The organism is Amycolatopsis sp. lyj-109, assembly GCF_046548995.1.
GTDB lineage: Bacteria > Actinomycetota > Actinomycetes > Mycobacteriales > Pseudonocardiaceae > Amycolatopsis.
On sequence record NZ_JAJPWR010000051.1, the window covers coordinates 13,880 to 29,720 of the forward strand.

The 15,841-nt window shown below is 68.2% G+C and carries 11 protein-coding genes and 2 tRNA genes; 11 read left to right on the plus strand and 2 right to left on the minus strand.

The features are described from left to right. Positions 1 to 632 precede the first annotated feature (632 nt). The 11 genes from dnaN (at position 633) to ACLJQF_RS48225 (ending at position 12,014) form a co-directional block, all read left to right on the plus strand. Positions 633 to 1,766 carry a DNA polymerase III subunit beta gene (dnaN, locus tag ACLJQF_RS48175; protein WP_410617355.1) on the plus strand — a complete coding sequence of 378 codons (1,134 nt, stop codon included), beginning with the start codon at positions 633 to 635 and terminating at the stop codon, positions 1,764 to 1,766. 34 nt (positions 1,767 to 1,800) lie between these two features. After that, positions 1,801 to 2,691, plus strand: a complete 891-nt coding sequence (gnd, locus tag ACLJQF_RS48180) for a phosphogluconate dehydrogenase (NAD(+)-dependent, decarboxylating) (protein ID WP_410617356.1) — start codon at positions 1,801 to 1,803, stop codon at positions 2,689 to 2,691. Between the two features lie 10 nt (positions 2,692 to 2,701). After that, entirely contained in the window at positions 2,702 to 3,856 is a 1,155-nt protein-coding gene (recF, locus tag ACLJQF_RS48185) for a DNA replication/repair protein RecF (RefSeq protein WP_410617357.1), read from the plus strand. A gap of 112 nt (positions 3,857 to 3,968) precedes the next feature. Further along, positions 3,969 to 4,568: a DciA family protein gene (locus ACLJQF_RS48190; RefSeq protein ID WP_410617367.1), complete on the plus strand. Its 600-nt coding sequence runs from the start codon at positions 3,969 to 3,971 to the stop codon at positions 4,566 to 4,568. A 197-nt stretch (positions 4,569 to 4,765) separates the two neighbouring features. Next, positions 4,766 to 6,733, plus strand: a complete 1,968-nt coding sequence (gyrB, locus tag ACLJQF_RS48195) for a DNA topoisomerase (ATP-hydrolyzing) subunit B (protein WP_410617358.1) — start codon at positions 4,766 to 4,768, stop codon at positions 6,731 to 6,733. A gap of 50 nt (positions 6,734 to 6,783) precedes the next feature. Further along, positions 6,784 to 9,321 carry a DNA gyrase subunit A gene (gene gyrA / locus ACLJQF_RS48200; protein ID WP_410617359.1) on the plus strand — a complete coding sequence of 846 codons (2,538 nt, stop codon included), beginning with the start codon at positions 6,784 to 6,786 and terminating at the stop codon, positions 9,319 to 9,321. Positions 9,322 to 9,371: 50 nt separating this feature from the next. After that, positions 9,372 to 10,016, plus strand: a complete 645-nt coding sequence (locus ACLJQF_RS48205) for a DUF3566 domain-containing protein (RefSeq protein ID WP_410617360.1) — start codon at positions 9,372 to 9,374, stop codon at positions 10,014 to 10,016. A gap of 49 nt (positions 10,017 to 10,065) precedes the next feature. Then, positions 10,066 to 10,139: transfer RNA gene (locus ACLJQF_RS48210), tRNA-Ile, on the plus strand. A gap of 130 nt (positions 10,140 to 10,269) precedes the next feature. Next, complete coding sequence (locus ACLJQF_RS48215; RefSeq protein WP_410617362.1) at positions 10,270 to 10,884, plus strand: hypothetical protein; 615 nt, start codon at positions 10,270 to 10,272, stop codon at positions 10,882 to 10,884. Positions 10,885 to 11,740: 856 nt separating this feature from the next. Continuing rightward, positions 11,741 to 11,908: a DLW-39 family protein gene (locus tag ACLJQF_RS48220; RefSeq protein ID WP_410617363.1), complete on the plus strand. Its 168-nt coding sequence runs from the start codon at positions 11,741 to 11,743 to the stop codon at positions 11,906 to 11,908. Between the two features lie 33 nt (positions 11,909 to 11,941). Next, positions 11,942 to 12,014, plus strand: a tRNA-Ala gene (locus ACLJQF_RS48225). 224 nt (positions 12,015 to 12,238) lie between these two features. Here the strand turns inward: ACLJQF_RS48225 and ACLJQF_RS48230 are convergent. Together ACLJQF_RS48230 and ACLJQF_RS48235 are read right to left on the minus strand one after the other, a co-directional pair. Beyond that, the gene (locus tag ACLJQF_RS48230; protein WP_410617365.1) at positions 12,239 to 15,034 is read right to left on the minus strand and encodes a tetratricopeptide repeat protein; all 2,796 of its coding nucleotides are present in this window, start codon (positions 15,032 to 15,034) and stop codon (positions 12,239 to 12,241) included. Between the two features lie 182 nt (positions 15,035 to 15,216). Further along, positions 15,217 to 15,588 (minus strand): hypothetical protein, encoded by a 372-nt coding sequence (locus ACLJQF_RS48235; protein WP_410617366.1) that lies wholly within the window; start codon positions 15,586 to 15,588, stop codon positions 15,217 to 15,219. Positions 15,589 to 15,841: the final 253 nt, after the last annotated feature.

Consider the following 15,841-nt stretch of genomic DNA (forward strand, 5'->3'; position numbering starts at 1 on the left):
ATGCTGATTCCGTCCACATCACGCCCACAGGCGATCCACAGTCCATCCACACCTTTGTCCACGCTGATTCCACAGGTTGCCCACATTCTGTGCACAGCACCGGCCGATCACCCGGTAGGGCGACTCGGACCGCTCTCGCCACCCCCAGCCCCTGGGTACAGATCGCCTCACACCTGGGGACAACCGTGGGGACAACTGGGCCGAACTGTGGACGAATCGGGGGATGGCCGAAACCATCCACGGACGGCCCGAGTTGCCCACAGACTTGCCACCATGGTTCTCCACATGCCCGCGAGCCGTCCTACCTGCGCGAACGAGCTCAATCCACACAATCCACAACGCCTATTACTGCTACTGCTCTTAGATCTTCTAAGAGAGAGAACAAAACAAAAATAAGCGGAGGACGAAGTTGGGGACAGCTGCGAGATCGAGTCGTCATGTCGACAAAGTCAAGGGGAGGCCGAGGTGACGTCGGCGCCCGCGACGGCCTAACGTGGATGCCTGCACCTGGTCCGCGCTCCGGCCGCTCTCGCGGAGGGCGGACCGGCCGGAGGGGGCAGCCGGTCACTGCCCCGCGAGAACGAGGCCTGGCCCGAGCCCGCACGGGGCTCGATCGTCGAAAGGATGCGCGCATGAAGATCCGCGTCGAGCGTGACGGGCTCGCCGACGCCGTCGCGTGGGTGGCCAGAAGCCTCCCCTCCCGGCCTCCGGTGCCGGTGCTGGGCGGTGTCCTCCTCGACGCCGGTTCGGACGGCGAAACCGACGCGCTGACGGTCTCCGGCTTCGACTACGAGGTCTCCGCCACGGTCGGGGTCCCCGCGACGATCGCCGACGGCGGCCGCCTCCTCGTGTCCGGGCGCCTGCTCGCCGACATCACCAAGTCGCTGCCCGCGCAGCCGGTCGAGATCTCCGTCGACGGCGCGCGCGCCACCATCACGTGCGGCACCGCGCGGTTCTCCCTGCCGACCATGCCGGTCGAGGACTACCCGCAGCTGCCGTCCCAGCCCGCCTTCGCGGGCGAGCTCGCCGGTGACGCGTTCGGCCAGGCCGTCACCCAGGTCGTCGTCGCCGCGGGCAAGGACGACACGCTGCCGATGCTCACCGGCATGCGGCTCGAGATCTCCGGCAGCGCGCTGACCCTGGTCGCGACCGACCGGTTCCGGCTCGCCATGCGCGAGTTCACCTGGCAGCCGGCCGAGGGCCTGGCCGACGCCGCGGTGCTCGTCCCGGCGCGGACCCTCGCCGAGGCGGCCAAGACGCTCGGCGCGAGCGGCGCCACGATCCGCCTCGCGCTCGCCAGCGGCGAAGGCCTGCTCGGCCTGTCGGGCTCCGGGCGCTACACGACGACCCGCCTGCTCGACGCGGAATTCCCGCCGTACCGGCAGCTGCTGCCCGCGTCGCACACGTCGCGCGCGGTCATCGGCGTGTCCACGCTCACGGAGGCCATCAAGCGCGTTTCGCTGGTGGCGGAGCGGGGGACTCAGGTACGACTGGAATTCGGGGACAACACACTGCGGTTGTCCGCGGGTGGCGACGACGAGGGAAGCGCCGAAGAGGAACTTCAGGTCGAGTACGAAGGCGAGCCGGTGACGATCGCGTTCAACCCGGGTTACCTCGTCGACGGCCTCGGCGCGCTCCACAGCGACCGGGCGGAGCTGACGTTCACCACGCCGAACCGCCCCGCGCTGATCAAGCCCGCCGATCCCGAGGGCAACGTCGTCCCCGGCTACCTCTACCTCCTGATGCCGGTCCGTCTTCCGGGCTGACCCGCACTTTCTCGTTAGCACGTAAGGGGATCTCATGGTTCAGCTCGGTCTGATCGGCCTGGGCAAGATGGGCTTCAACATGCGTGAGCGGCTGCGCGCGGCCGGTCACGAGGTGGTCGGCTACGACCGCAACCCGGACGTCTCCGACACGACGTCGCTCGAAGACCTGGTGTCCAAACTGGAGGGTCCGCGGATCGTCTGGATCATGGTCCCGGCCGGCGAGCCGACCCGGCAGACCGTCACCGAGCTGGGCAACCTGCTCGCCGAGGGCGACATGGTCATCGACGGCGGCAACTCGAAGTACACCGACGACAAGCTGAACGCCGACCTGCTCGCCGCGAAGAACATCGGCTACGTCGACTGCGGTGTGTCCGGTGGCGTGTGGGGCAAGGAAAACGGTTACGGCCTGATGGTCGGTGGCACGGCCGCCGACGTCGAGCGGGCGATGCCGGTCTTCGACGCGCTGCGCCCGGACGGTCCGCGCGAAGAGGGCTTCTCGCACGCGGGCGACGTCGGCGCGGGTCACTACGCGAAGATGATCCACAACGGCATCGAGTACGGCATGATGCAGGCCTTCGCCGAAGGCTTCGAGCTGCTCGAAGCCGCGAAGGTCGTCAAGGACGTGCCCGCGGTGATCAAGGGCTGGCAGCGCGGCACGGTCGTCCGGTCCTGGCTGCTCGACCTGCTCGTGCGCGCGCTCGACGAGGATCCGGAGCTGGACGACCTCGAGGGCTACGTCGAGGATTCCGGCGAAGGTCGTTGGACGCTGGAAGAGGCGATCAACAACGCGGTGCCGGCGCCGGTCATCTCGGCCGCCCTGTTCGCGCGGTTCGCTTCGCGGCAGGAACACTCGGCCGCGATGCGTGCGGTCGCCGCGCTGCGCAACCAGTTCGGCGGGCACGCCGTGAAGAAGGCCGGCGGATAAGGAGTTACTGGTGTATCTGCGGCACCTGCAGGTCACCGACTTCCGCTCCTGGCCTCAGGCCGATCTCGCCCTCGAACCGGGGCCGACCGTGCTGGTCGGCCAGAACGGTCGCGGCAAGACCAACCTGCTGGAAGCGATCGGGTACGTCGCGACGCTGGGTTCGCACCGCGTCGCGACGGACGCGCCGCTGATCCGGCACGGCTGCGAGCGCGCGCTGGTGCGGGTCGCGGTGGTCAACGACGACCGCGAGCTGACCGTCGAGCTCGAGATCACCGCCGGCCGGGCGAACCGCGCCCGGGTCAACCGCGGCGCGGTCGGCCGTCCGCGGGACGTGCTCGGGATCCTGCGCACGGTGCTGTTCTCCCCGGAGGACCTCGCGCTCGTGCGGGGTGACCCTGGCGAGCGACGCCGGTTCCTCGACGAGCTCCTGGTGCTGCGCGCGCCGCGGTACGCCGGGGTCCGGGCGGACTACGAGAAGGTGCTGAAGCAGCGGAACGCCCTGCTCAAGACGGCCGGGAAACGACGTACGGGTCGCGAAGACCCGTACGCGCTGTCGACGCTCGAAGTCTGGGACGACCACCTGGCGGTGGCCGGCGCGGAACTGCTGGCCGCGCGCCTGAACCTCGTCGCCGACCTCGCGCCGCACGCGGCTTCGGCGTACCTGGGGGTCGCGCCCGACTCGCGTCCGGCGACGATCACCTACCGGTCGTCGCTGGGTGCCGGCCTGCCGGAGACCTACGGCGTACCGGACGGCGAACGGGCGCAACCCGAGGTGCTGAAGGACGTCTTACTCAAGGCGCTGGGTGAAGTCCGCAAGGCGGAGCTCGAGCGCGGCATCAGCCTGATCGGCCCGCACCGGGACGAGCTGGAGCTGATCCTGGGCGAGGCGCCGGCCAAGGGCTACGCGAGTCACGGCGAGTCGTGGTCGTTCGCGCTCGCCCTCCGGCTCGGCAGCTACGAGCTGCTGCGGGCGGAGGCGGGCGAGCCGGTGCTGCTGCTCGACGACGTGTTCGCCGAGCTGGACCGCAAGCGCCGGGCCCGGCTGGCCGAAGTGGCCGCGAGTGCCGAACAGGTGCTGGTGACCGCCGCGGTGGATGAAGACGTGCCCGGGGAGCTCGCCGGGCACCGGTTCGTGGTGGCGGATGGTGAGATCACGCGTGGCTGAGCAGAGCGATCGAGCACCCCGTGTGACGGGCGGCACAAAGCGCACCCGATCTGGGGACAAACCTGTGGACAGTGTGGATAACACGGTGAATGAGTTATCGCTGCCCGTGACTCTGCGGCCAGATGGGTGGCAGAAAGCGCCCCAAACCGACTCCAAGCTTCCGGCTGGTACCGAGCGTGATGGCGACGTTGGGCCGAACGAGACGCCCCCGACCGGGCGCGACCTCGCCCACGCCGCGCTCGAAGCGGCCAAGGCGAAGGCCAAGGAGCGAGGCACCTCACCCGGCCGTCGCCGTCCCGCGACCGGCGGCGGGCAAAACCCCCGGCGTCGCCGCTGGTCGGGGCCGGGTGCGGACGCGCGCGACCCGCAGCCACTCGGTCAGCTCGTCTCCCGGCTCATGCGGGACCGCGGCTGGAACGAGAACGTCACCAGTGCCCGCGTCTTCGCGCAGTGGTCGCGGCTGGTCGGCGAAGACGTCGCCGAGCACGCGCAGCCGATCGCCTTGAAGGACGGCGAGCTCACCGTCCGCGCCAGCTCGACGGCGTGGGCCACCCAGCTCCGGTTGCTGCAGGGAAAGCTGCTGGCCAAGATCGCGGCGGGGGTCGGCAACGGCGTCGTCAAGCGGATGCGGATCCAGGGTCCGACCGCCCCGAGCTGGCGGAAGGGACCCCGCCACGTGCCGGGCCGCGGCCCTCGTGACACGTACGGCTGACCCGGGTTGCGCGATGCTCGGTTGAATGCGCCGAGAACGCATTCAGACCTCCCGAGATACGTCAAGACTCGGCTCGAACCGATTTCGTTCGTCTGTGACGCGTTCAGGGGTGTCCTTGCCGCATGTCAGCGGACGCGGCCAAGTACACTGGAGGAGAGCGAGTATCCGCTCGGGCGAGACGAGGAGAAACAACGCCGGTGACCGAGAACAAGAGCGAGTACAACGCGTCGTCGATCACGGTGCTCGAAGGCCTCGAAGCGGTCCGCAAGCGCCCCGGCATGTACATCGGCTCCACCGGTGAACGCGGGCTGCACCACCTCGTCCAGGAGGTCGTCGACAACTCCGTCGACGAAGCGATGGCCGGGCACGCCACCAAGGTCGAGGTTACCCTCCTCGCCGACGGCGGGGTGCGCGTCGTCGACGACGGCCGCGGCATCCCGGTCGACATGCACCCCAAGGAGAAGAAGCCGACCATCGAGGTCGTGCTCACCGTGCTGCACGCGGGTGGCAAGTTCGACAGCGACTCCTACGCGGTGTCCGGCGGCCTGCACGGCGTCGGCGTGTCCGTGGTGAACGCGCTGTCGACGAAGCTGCTCGCCGAGGTCAAGTACGGCGGCCGGAGCTGGCGCCAGCTGTACACCGACCAGATCCCGGGGCCCCTCGAAGACCTCGGCCCGGCGACCGAGACCGGGACGACGATCACGTTCTGGGCCGACAACGGCATCTTCGAGACCACGACCTACAACTTCGAGACCATCTCGCGCCGGCTCCAGGAGATGGCGTTCCTCAACAAGGGACTGACGCTGTCCCTGCGCGACGAGCGCGTCGCCGACGAGGAGACCGAGGCGGACGCCGAGGGCAAGGTCGCCCGGGTCAAGGAGAAGACCTACTGCTACCCGGGCGGGCTCGAGGACTTCGTCAAGCACATCAACGGCAGCAAGGACCCGATCCACTCCAGCGTGATCTCCTTCGAGGCCAAAGGCACCGGCCTCGAGGTCGAGGTCGCCATGCAGTGGAACAACGGATTCACGCCGTCGGTCTACACGTTCGCCAACACGATCAACACCCACGAGGGCGGCACCCACGAAGAGGGCTTCCGCGCCGCGCTGACCCGCGTGGTCAACACCTACGCGCGCGACAAGAAGCTGCTCAAGGAGAAGGACACCAACCTGACCGGCGACGACGTGCGCGAGGGCCTCGCCGCGATCGTCTCGATCAAGCTGTCCGAGCCGCAGTTCGAGGGCCAGACGAAGACCAAGCTGGGCAACAGCGAGGCCAAGACGTTCGTGCAGCAGACGTCGAACGAGTGGCTGGCGGACTGGTTCGAGCGCAACCCCACCGAGGCGAAGACGATCATCAACAAGTCGATCTCCTCGGCGCAGGCCCGGATGGCCGCGCGCAAGGCGCGTGACCTGGTCCGCCGCAAGGGCGCGCTGGAGATCGGCGGCCTGCCCGGCAAGCTCAAGGACTGCCGCTCGACCAACCCGGCGGAGTGCGAGCTCTACATCGTCGAGGGCGACTCGGCCGGCGGCTCGGCCAAGGAAGGCCGCGACTCGATGTACCAGGCGATCCTGCCGATCCGCGGCAAGATCATCAACGTCGAGAAGGCGCGCATCGACCGCGTCCTCAAGAACACCGAGGTCCAGTCGCTGATCACCGCGCTGGGCACCGGCATCCACGACGAGTTCGACCTCGAGAAGCTGCGCTACCACAAGATCGTGCTGATGGCCGACGCCGACGTCGACGGCCAGCACATCACCACGCTGCTGCTCACCCTGCTGTTCCGGTTCATGACGCCGTTGATCGAGCACGGCCACGTCTTCCTGTCGCGGCCGCCGCTATACAAGATCAAGTGGCCGCGGACCGAGCCGGAGTACGCCTACTCCGACCGTGAGCGCGACGCCGTCATCCAGGCGGGCGTCGAGGCCGGCAAGCGGCTCCCGAAGGACGACGCGATCCAGCGCTACAAGGGTCTCGGTGAGATGAACGCCGAAGAGCTGTGGGAGACCACGATGGACCCGGCCAACCGGCTGCTGGGCCAGGTCACCCTCGACGACGCCGCCCAGGCCGACGAGCTGTTCTCGGTCCTGATGGGCGAGGACGTCGAGGCCCGCCGCTCGTTCATCACGCGCAACGCCAAGGACGTGCGCTTCTTGGACGTGTAGGCGTCCCCCGTTCTTCGTCCCGCCAGGCCCCCGCACTCGAGAAGGACCTCATGACGGAAACTCTGCCGCCGGCTCCGGACCACGACCGGATCGAACCGGTCGACATCCAGCAGGAGATGCAGCGCTCCTACATCGACTACGCGATGAGCGTCATCGTGTCGCGCGCGCTCCCGGACGTCCGGGACGGGCTCAAGCCGGTGCACCGGCGGGTCCTGTACTCGATGTTCGACTCCGGCTTCCGGCCGGACCGCGGGTACAACAAGTGCTCGCGCGTCGTCGGCGACGTCATGGGCAACTACCACCCGCACGGCGACTCGGCGATCTACGACGCGCTGGTCCGGCTCGCCCAGCCGTGGTCGCTGCGCTACCCGCTGATCGACGGCCAGGGCAACTTCGGCTCGTCGGGCAACGACCCCGCGGCCGCGATGCGGTACACCGAGTCCCGGCTCGCGCCGCTGGCCATGCAGATGCTGGCCGACATCGAAGAAGACACCGTCGACTTCTCCGACAACTACGACGGCCGCACACAGGAGCCGGACGTCCTGCCGTCACGGTTCCCGAACCTGCTGGTCAACGGCGGTTCCGGGATCGCGGTCGGGATGGCGACCAACATCCCGCCGCACAACCTGGGCGAGGTTTCCGAGGGCGTCGTCTGGGCGCTGGAGAACCCCGAGGCGACCGACGACGAGCTGCTGGCCGCCCTGCTGGTCCGGGTCAAGGGCCCGGACTTCCCGACCAAGGCGATGATCCTCGGCACGTCCGGCATCGAGGACGCCTACCGCACCGGCCGCGGCTCGATCCGGATGCGCGCGGTCGTCGAGGTCGAAGAGGACGCGAAGGGCCGCACGATCCTGGTCGTGTCCGAGCTGCCGTACCAGGTCAACCCGGACAACCTGGTCGAGAACATCGCGAACCTGGTCCGCGACGGCAAGCTCACCGGCATCGCCGACATCGCCGACGAGTCCAACAGCCGCTCGGGCATGCGGATCGTCGTCACGATCAAGCGCGACGCGGTCGCGAAGGTCGTGCTGAACAACCTCTACAAGCACACCCAGCTGCAGCAGAACTTCGGCGTCAACATGCTGGCCCTGGTCGACGGCGTGCCGCGCACGCTGCGGCTCGACCAGATCATCCGGCACTACGTGAAGCACCAGGTCGAGGTCATCGTCCGGCGGACCAAGTTCCGCCTGAGGAAGGCCGAAGAGCGGGCCCACATCCTGCGCGGGTACGTCAAGGCGCTCGACATGCTCGACGAGGTCATCGCCCTCATCCGGCGGTCGCCCTCGGCGGACGAGGCCCGGCCGGCCCTGATGGAGCTGCTGGACGTCGACGAGATCCAGGCCACCGCGATCCTCGACATGCAGCTGCGGCGCCTCGCCGCACTGGAGCGGCAGCGGATCATCGACCAGCTGGCCGAGATCGAGCTGGAGATCGCCGACCTCAAGGACATCCTCGAGAAGCCCGAGCGGCAGCGCGCGATCATCCGCGACGAGCTGATGGCGATCGTCGAGAAGTACGGCGACGACCGGCGCACGAAGATCATCGGCTTCAGCGGCGACGTCACCGACGAAGAGCTCATCGCGGTCGAGGACGTCGTCGTCACCATCACCCGCACGGGGTACGCCAAGCGGACGAAAACGGACCTGTACCGCTCGCAGAAGCGCGGCGGCAAGGGCGTGCAGGGCGCGACGCTGAAGCAGGACGACATCGTCCAGCACTTCTTCGTCTGCTCGACGCACGACTGGATCCTGTTCTTCACGAACAAGGGCCGCGTCTACCGGACCAAGACCTACGACCTGCCCGAGGCCAACCGCAACGCGCGCGGCCAGCACGTGGCGAACCTGATGGCGTTCCAGCCGGACGAGCAGATCGCCCAGGTCATCCAGATCAAGAACTACGAGGTCGCGCCGTACCTGGTGCTCGCCACCCAGCGCGGCCTGGTGAAGAAGACCAAGCTCACCGACTTCGACTCCAACCGCTCCGGCGGCCTCATCGCCATCAACCTGCGCGAGGGCGACGAACTGGTCGGCGCGGTGCTGGCGGCGGCCGAGGACGACCTGCTGCTGGTGTCGGCCGAGGGCCAGTCGATCCGCTTCCACGCGACCGACGAGGCGCTGCGGCCGATGGGCCGCCCGACGTCCGGCGTGATGGGGATGCGCTTCAACGACGGCGACGAACTGCTCGGCATCAGCGTCGTCAAGGAGGGCAAGTTCCTGCTGGTCGCGACGGACGGCGGGTACTCCAAGCGCACGCCGATCGAGGACTACCCGGTCCAGGGCCGCGGCGGCAAGGGCGTGCTCACCATTCAGCACGACCGCAAACGTGGCAGGCTGGTGGGAGCACTCATCGTCGACGCCGAGGACGAGCTCTACGCGATCACCTCGAGCGGCGGCGTGATCCGCACGCCGGCGGGCGACGTCCGCAAGGCAGGACGGCAGACGAAGGGGGTCCGGCTGATGAATCTCGGCGAAGGAACCACTCTTCTTGCGGTCGCACGCAACGCGGACGAGCCCTCGGACGTCGCCAATGGTGACACTCCCGAAGCGCCCGAATCGGTTGACGAGACGACGGCGCCGTCGGAGCAGTAAGTTCACAACTACGGACAGCGCCCCACGGCACGGGTAAGGACTGACTCTTCGTGACACCGACCGAGAATCCCGAGGCATCGGGTTCGAACGGAACGCCGGCGAGCCCGCCCTGGCAGCGGGTCGACAAGGAAGGCGACGCCGAAGCGACGGTCAAGCTGGCCACCGAGGAGGCGCAGCCCACCGTCGCCGTCGAACGCCCGGTTGTGACGGGCAGCGCGGCCCCGCGCCTGTTCGGCGGAGCCCCCGAAACCCCGCCTTCGGGCGGCGAGGTCCCCCCGGCCTCGACGCAGCGAGCTCGCCCGAGCGCGCTGCGTCGCCCGGGCCGGGGCCCCCGCCGCGCATCGCTGCAGGTCAAGCGCTTCGACCCGTGGTCGGTCCTGAAGCTGTCGCTGGTACTGGGCGTCGCGATGTTCTTCGTCTGGCTGGTGGCGGTCGGAGTCCTGTACACGGTCCTCGACGGCATGGGCGTCTGGGACAAGCTGAACGGAACATATTCGTCCCTGGTCGGCGGCGAGGGAGCCAACGCCTCGGCCGAGCCCCTGATCAGCGCGGGCCGAGTGTTCGGCATCGCGGCCATCCTGGGCGCGATCAACATCGTGCTGGTCTCGGCGCTGGCCACGGTGAGCGCGTTCATCTACAACGTCTCGGCAGACCTCGCGGGCGGCCTCGAGGTCACCCTGTCCGAACGGGAGTGACCCGGTTACAGGGCCCCTTCGGGGGTCCTGTAAAGTTCTTCTCGTTCAAGGGCCTATAGCTCAGGTGGTTAGAGCGCTTCGCTGATAACGAAGAGGTCCCAGGTTCAAGTCCTGGTAGGCCCACGCAGATCAAGCCCGGTTCGCATCTCGCGGACCGGGCTTTTGCGTGCCCTGGCTGGGCTGGCCTGTCGTGCTGTTCGCACGAGCAAATAGCTCGGTGTCGTTTCGGCAGGTCCGGCCTTAGCTTCGGGTAATGGCGAACGAACTGACCATTCCCCTCCTGCCTTGTCCGTCCATCGACGAGATCGCGTCGTTCTACGAGATGCTCGGCTTCGAGATCACCTATCGGCAGACGCGGCCGAACCCGCACGTCGCGGTGCGACGGGAAGACATCAACCTGCACTTCTTCGGGATGGACGACTACGACCCGGCGCAGTCGTACAGCACCTGCCTGGTCATCGTGGCGGACACCAGCGAGCTGTTCGAGGCCTTCGCGGCGGGGATGCGTTCCGTGCACGGAAAACTGCTCACCTCCGGTATCCCGCGCATGACCCGGCCGCGGCTGCGCAACGACCGGTACACCGGGTTCACCGTCGTCGATCCGGGCGGCAACTGGATCCGGATCAACAGTGCCGCCAAGGAACCCGAGGCGCAGACCAAGCTCGCCAAAGCCTTGGAGAACGCCGCGAGGCAGGCGGACGCGCGCGGCGACGAACGTCAGGGGCTGAAGATCCTGGAAGGCGCGTTGAAGCGGGCGACCGGCGAGGAACCGGAGTTTCAGGCGGTGCGGGAGTACCGCGACGAGCTCATCGAACGGATCAAGGGGTCCGAGCCGCGTCCGGCGAGCAGCCGGCGGTCCAGCTCCTGAGGCCACGTCGGCAAGTCCGCACGTTGCCCTCGTGACGAAGAGGTTCCAGGTTCAAGTCCGGTTCGCGAAGAGCGAACCGGACTTCTGCATGCCAGGGGCATCTCGTTCGATCCGCAGCGGCCGGTTCGGCGGCTGAAGTCCCGTACACTCGAGTTGCCGAAACAACCTCATAGTGCTGCGCGATTCGCGCTCCCGTGACTCCCAGTGGGGGAACGGGGGCCGGGCGGGATCTGAGGGGATCCCGTCCGGCCCCTGTGCAAACACCGGAACTCCGAGAAAAAGGAGAGTCACGGTGACGGCGGTCGAAGTTGTGCAGTTCAGTGGTGTTGTTGGAGCAACGGCGGCGGCAGCGGTGGTCGTACTGCGGTACGTGACACAGTTGATCGTGGTCATCTGGTCGTTACGGGCGGATGAGGCCGGCCGCAGGCACGCGGTCGCACTACTTCGACTGCTTCGTGGCGACAAGGACCCACGTCGTCGGCCACCATGACGGTGGCCCGGCTCTTGTGAGCCGGGCCACCGTCTACTTCGTTTCGGTACAGGTCAGCCCTGCCGGGAAGAGAAGGCCGGCAGGGCTGAGCGGTCACGGTCGGCGCGCCGCGCGGTCGCCTCTCGGCGAGTGGCGCATCGCGGCTCCAGCCGTACGGAACTCCGCGAAGGCGATGAGGTGAGGCCCGGGGGACACGGTGGGCACACCGACCACTCTCTACAACAGGCTGGCCGACGCGGGTATTTCCCGAGCCGTGTGACGTGCGTTACCAGTGGTTCCACGTGGAACCACGAGTGCCCGACACCCGCGCCGCGGCCGTGCAGTAACATCACGGGGTAAGGGAAGCAAGCTGAGAAGGGGGCTTCGGTGAAGAAGCTGCTGGCACTCGCCGTCATCGCGGGCGGCGTCCTGTTCGTCGTCAAGCGCAACAAGGCGGCCAAGGCCGAGGCCGAACTCTGGCGTGCGGCGACCGCTCCGGTGCCCTCCACCAACGGCACCACTCCGGCCAAGCCGGCGGGCGCTTCCCACAACTGATTCTCGTCGCGGGCGGGTGAACCGCCCGCGTCCGGGGCTGTAGCTCAATTGGTAGAGCACCGCCTTTGCAAGGCGGGGGTCAGGGGTTCGATTCCCCTCAGCTCCACAACCCCAGGGACATGACAAAGCCCAGGTCAGGCGGTGTCTCCGCTGACCTGGCCTTCGTCGTTTCAGGCGGCCGTACCTCCCGCCGTGCCCCCTGCGTGCCCCTTGCCTCGGCCGCGCCCTGGCCGACGGGTGCGTTTGCCCTATCGAATGTCCGATCAGCCGATGACCGGGATGTTCGGCGCCAGGGTCGGCCGGTTCCGTGACGCCCGCACGGTCGCGACTTCAGGACGATCGCGCCCTGTCGAGGTTTGCGCGAATGGTCCTGGTTGTGGGGTGGTCGAGTCCTAGCGCCCGCTCGCTGTCGGCGAGGGTGGCTTCGTACAGGGGGATCGCCCGTTTGAGGTCACCTGCCGTCTGGTAGGCGCTGGCCAGGTTGTTCCGCGAGGTCAGCGTGTCGGGGTGGTCGGTGCCCAGCACTCGCTCGTAGTCGGCGAGGGTGGCTTCGTACAGCGGGATCGCCCGCTTGAGGTCACCCGCCTCCTGATGGGCGTAGGCCAGGTTGTTCCGCGAGCTCAGGGTGTGGGGGTGGTCGGGTCCCAGTACCCGCTTCCGATCGGCGAGAGTGGCCTCGTACAGCAGGATCGCCTGTTTGAGGTCATTTGCAGCCTGGTAGGCGCTGGCCAGGTTGTTCCGCGAGGTCAGCGTGTCGGGGTGGTCGGTGCCCAGCACTCGCTCGTTGTCGGCGAGGGTGGCCTCGTACAGCAGGATCGCCTGTTTGAGGTCATTTGCAGCCTGGTAGGCGCTGGCCAGGTTGTTCCGCGAGGTCAGCGTGTCGGGGTGGTCGGGTCCCAGTACCCGCTTCCGATCGGCGAGGATGGCCTCGTGCAGCGGGATCGCCCGCTTGAGGTCACCCGCCTTCTGGTAGGCGTAGGCCAGGTTGCTTCGCGAGGTCAGCGTGTCGGGGTGGTCGGTGCCCAGCACTCGCTCGTTGTCGGCGAGGGTGGCCTCGTACAGCAGGATCGCCCGTTTGAGGTCACCTGCCGTCTGGTAGGCGCTGGCCAGGTTGTTCCGCGAGGTCAGCGTGTCGGGGTGGTCGGTGCCCAGCACTCGCTCGTAGTCGGCGAGGGTGGCTTCGTACAGCGGGATCGCCCGCTTGAGGTCACCCGCCTCCTGATGGGCGTAGGCCAGGTTGTTCCGCGAGGCCAGGGTGTCGGGGTGGTCGGGTCCCAGTACCCGCTTCCGATCGGCGAGAGTGGTCTCGTATAGGGGGATCGCCCGCCCCAGATCGCCCGCCACGCGGTAGGCGTAGGCCAGGTTGTTCCGCGAGATCAGGGTGGCGGGGTGGTCGGTGCCCAGCACTCGCTCGTTGTCGGCGAGGGTGGCTTCGTACAGCGGGATCGCCCGCTTGAGGTCACCCGCCTCCTGGTAGGCGCCGGCCAGGTTGTTCCGCGAGCTCAGGGTGTCGGGGTGGTCGGGTCCCAGTACCCGCTTCCGATCGGCGAGAGTGGTCTCGTGCAGCGGGATCGCCCGCTTGAGGTCACCCGCCTTCTGGTAGGCGCTGGCCAGGTTGTTCCGCGAGCTCAGCGTGTCGGGGTGGTCGGTGCCCAGCACTCGCTCGTTGTCGGCGAGGGTGGCTTCGTGCAGCGGGATCGCCCGCTTGAGGTCACCCGCCTTCTGATGGGCGTAGGCCAGGTTGTTCCGCGAGCTCAGGGTGTCGGGGTGGTCGGGTCCCAGTACCCGCTTCCGATCGGCGAGAGTGGTCTCGTATAGGGGGATCGCCCGCTTGAGGTCACCCGCCTCCTGATGGGCGTAGGCCAGGTTGTTCCGCGAGCTCAGGGTGACGGGGTGGTCGGTGCCGTGGAGGCGCTGGAAGCTGTCGCAAGCGCGGGTTAAGTAGTTAATGGCGGCACCCACGTCGCCCTGCCCGTCGAGGTAGAGGCCCAGCTCGTTGAGCAGGCGGCTGGTCTGCGTGGTGTCGGTATCGGGCGTGGTGTGTTCCAGCAGAGCCCGCGCATGAGGCAGGACCATCCGGTAGGCAGGCCAGTCCGCGGGAGTGTGCGGGTTTTGGTCAAAGAGGGCCGTTGAGAGGAAGGTCGCGGTGTTGTCGCAGGCAGTGGCGATGTCGGCGGGCTGACGGTGTGGGTCGGCCGGGTCGGGGGTGCGGGTGACCGCCTGAACCAGACGGTGCACAGCCACGGTGTCTCCGGTCAGGGTAACCATGCTGTAGGCAGCCAGGCGGCCCAGCGCCTCGGACAGCTCCGGTTCACCCACCGCACCGGCCAGTAGGTCCCGGGGGATGCCGTCCGGAGCGAACCAGGCAAGCTGCCGCAGTACCCGTCCCGCGGCCGGGGTATCGGCCAGACGGTCGAGGGTGACGTGCCAGACCCTGGCCATCGTCCGCTGCGCGTCACCACCCTCCGCCGTCGCGGTGAACATCTGCGCCGGAAACCGCGCCAGCAAGTCGAGATAGCCGGCAGGAGTGGTACGGGTCTGGGCCAGGTACGCGGCCGCCTGCTCGACCGCCAGCGGCAGCCATCCCAGCTCGCGACACAACCGGTCTGCGCTGGCCAGATCCGCCTCCGGCCACTCCGACCGCACGATCCGGGTCAGTAGCTGCACCGCCTCGTCGGCCGTGAGCACATCCACCGCAACCGTCTCCACGGTCCGCCATCCCGAGCGCTGACGACTGGTAATCACTACCGTGCCGGTCCGCACCCGGCTCAACAGGGCCGCCACGTCCTGTGGGCTGGTCACGTTGTCTAGCACCAGCAACCAGTCCTCATGGGTCGCCAGCCACCGCACACCCAGCTCTACCCGCTGCTCCGACGGTAGCTTCGCCGTCTCCGGTGCCAGCGCGGCAGCCAACTCCCCCAATCCAGTCTCGATCGCCGTCGGTGAATCCGCCGTTACCCACCACACCAGGGAAAACCGGTCGGTGTGCATTTCAGCGAACCGGGCGGCTAGGGTGCTTTTGCCGACGCCGCCCAAGCCGTGTACCGCCACTACCACCGCACGAGCACCCGACCCGGTCACCACCGACTCCAGCCGCGCCAGTTCCTGTGTTCTGCCCACGAACACGCTCGGCTCCGCCGGGACACGTCCCACCCCTGGTACGGCCGGGAGCGACTCCATCACCGGGCCGCCCGGGGCGTTGACCACCAGGTCACCCTGCACAATTCCCACCGCAGGACCAGCGGCGCTACTGACGCCGCCCTCGACCGATGCTGGCCGGGCCGACGATGTCCCCGGCGCGGGTTGGCCTACTCCCGCGCCGGCGGTGGAGGGTCCGGTGGCGCACCACCCACCTGCCCAAAGTTCACGCCCACCGTCGGCCCCGAACCCGAACCGCCCGACACACCACCAGTGATGTTCACGCCCTGGTTCGAAGCAGATTGCGATGCCACCGGCTCGGCGGCAGCAGATGCATCGGCAGCGGTGGCACGCCCCTGCCGCACCGCGACCACCAACGCCACCACCCCGACCAGCAGACCGCCAATGCCGGCGAGCCAGCTCAAGGCCTCCACTATCGGCCGAGCGTTACTGCCTTTATCACCCAGCCAGGCGAGCAGCCCGAACCGCAACACCGCCCACACCGCCACGCCGCCCGCCGCCACACCGCCAGCAGCAGCCAACCACCAACCCCGCCTACGACCGGCCACACGACCCCCTACGTCCCGCCCACACAGCACAGCAAACCTGTACGAACTAGTCGTAGATCAGTCGCTGAGCGCTACACCAACGCAAGAATTCCAGGCCGCGGGTCTGCCCAGGGTCTGGTTGACACCTCACGTGTGAGGCTGCCGCCTCGCCTGGAAGGATGTCACCGTGCCCAAGCCCTACCCCCGAGAGTTCCGTGACGACGTCGTGGCCGTGGCCCGCCGCGGC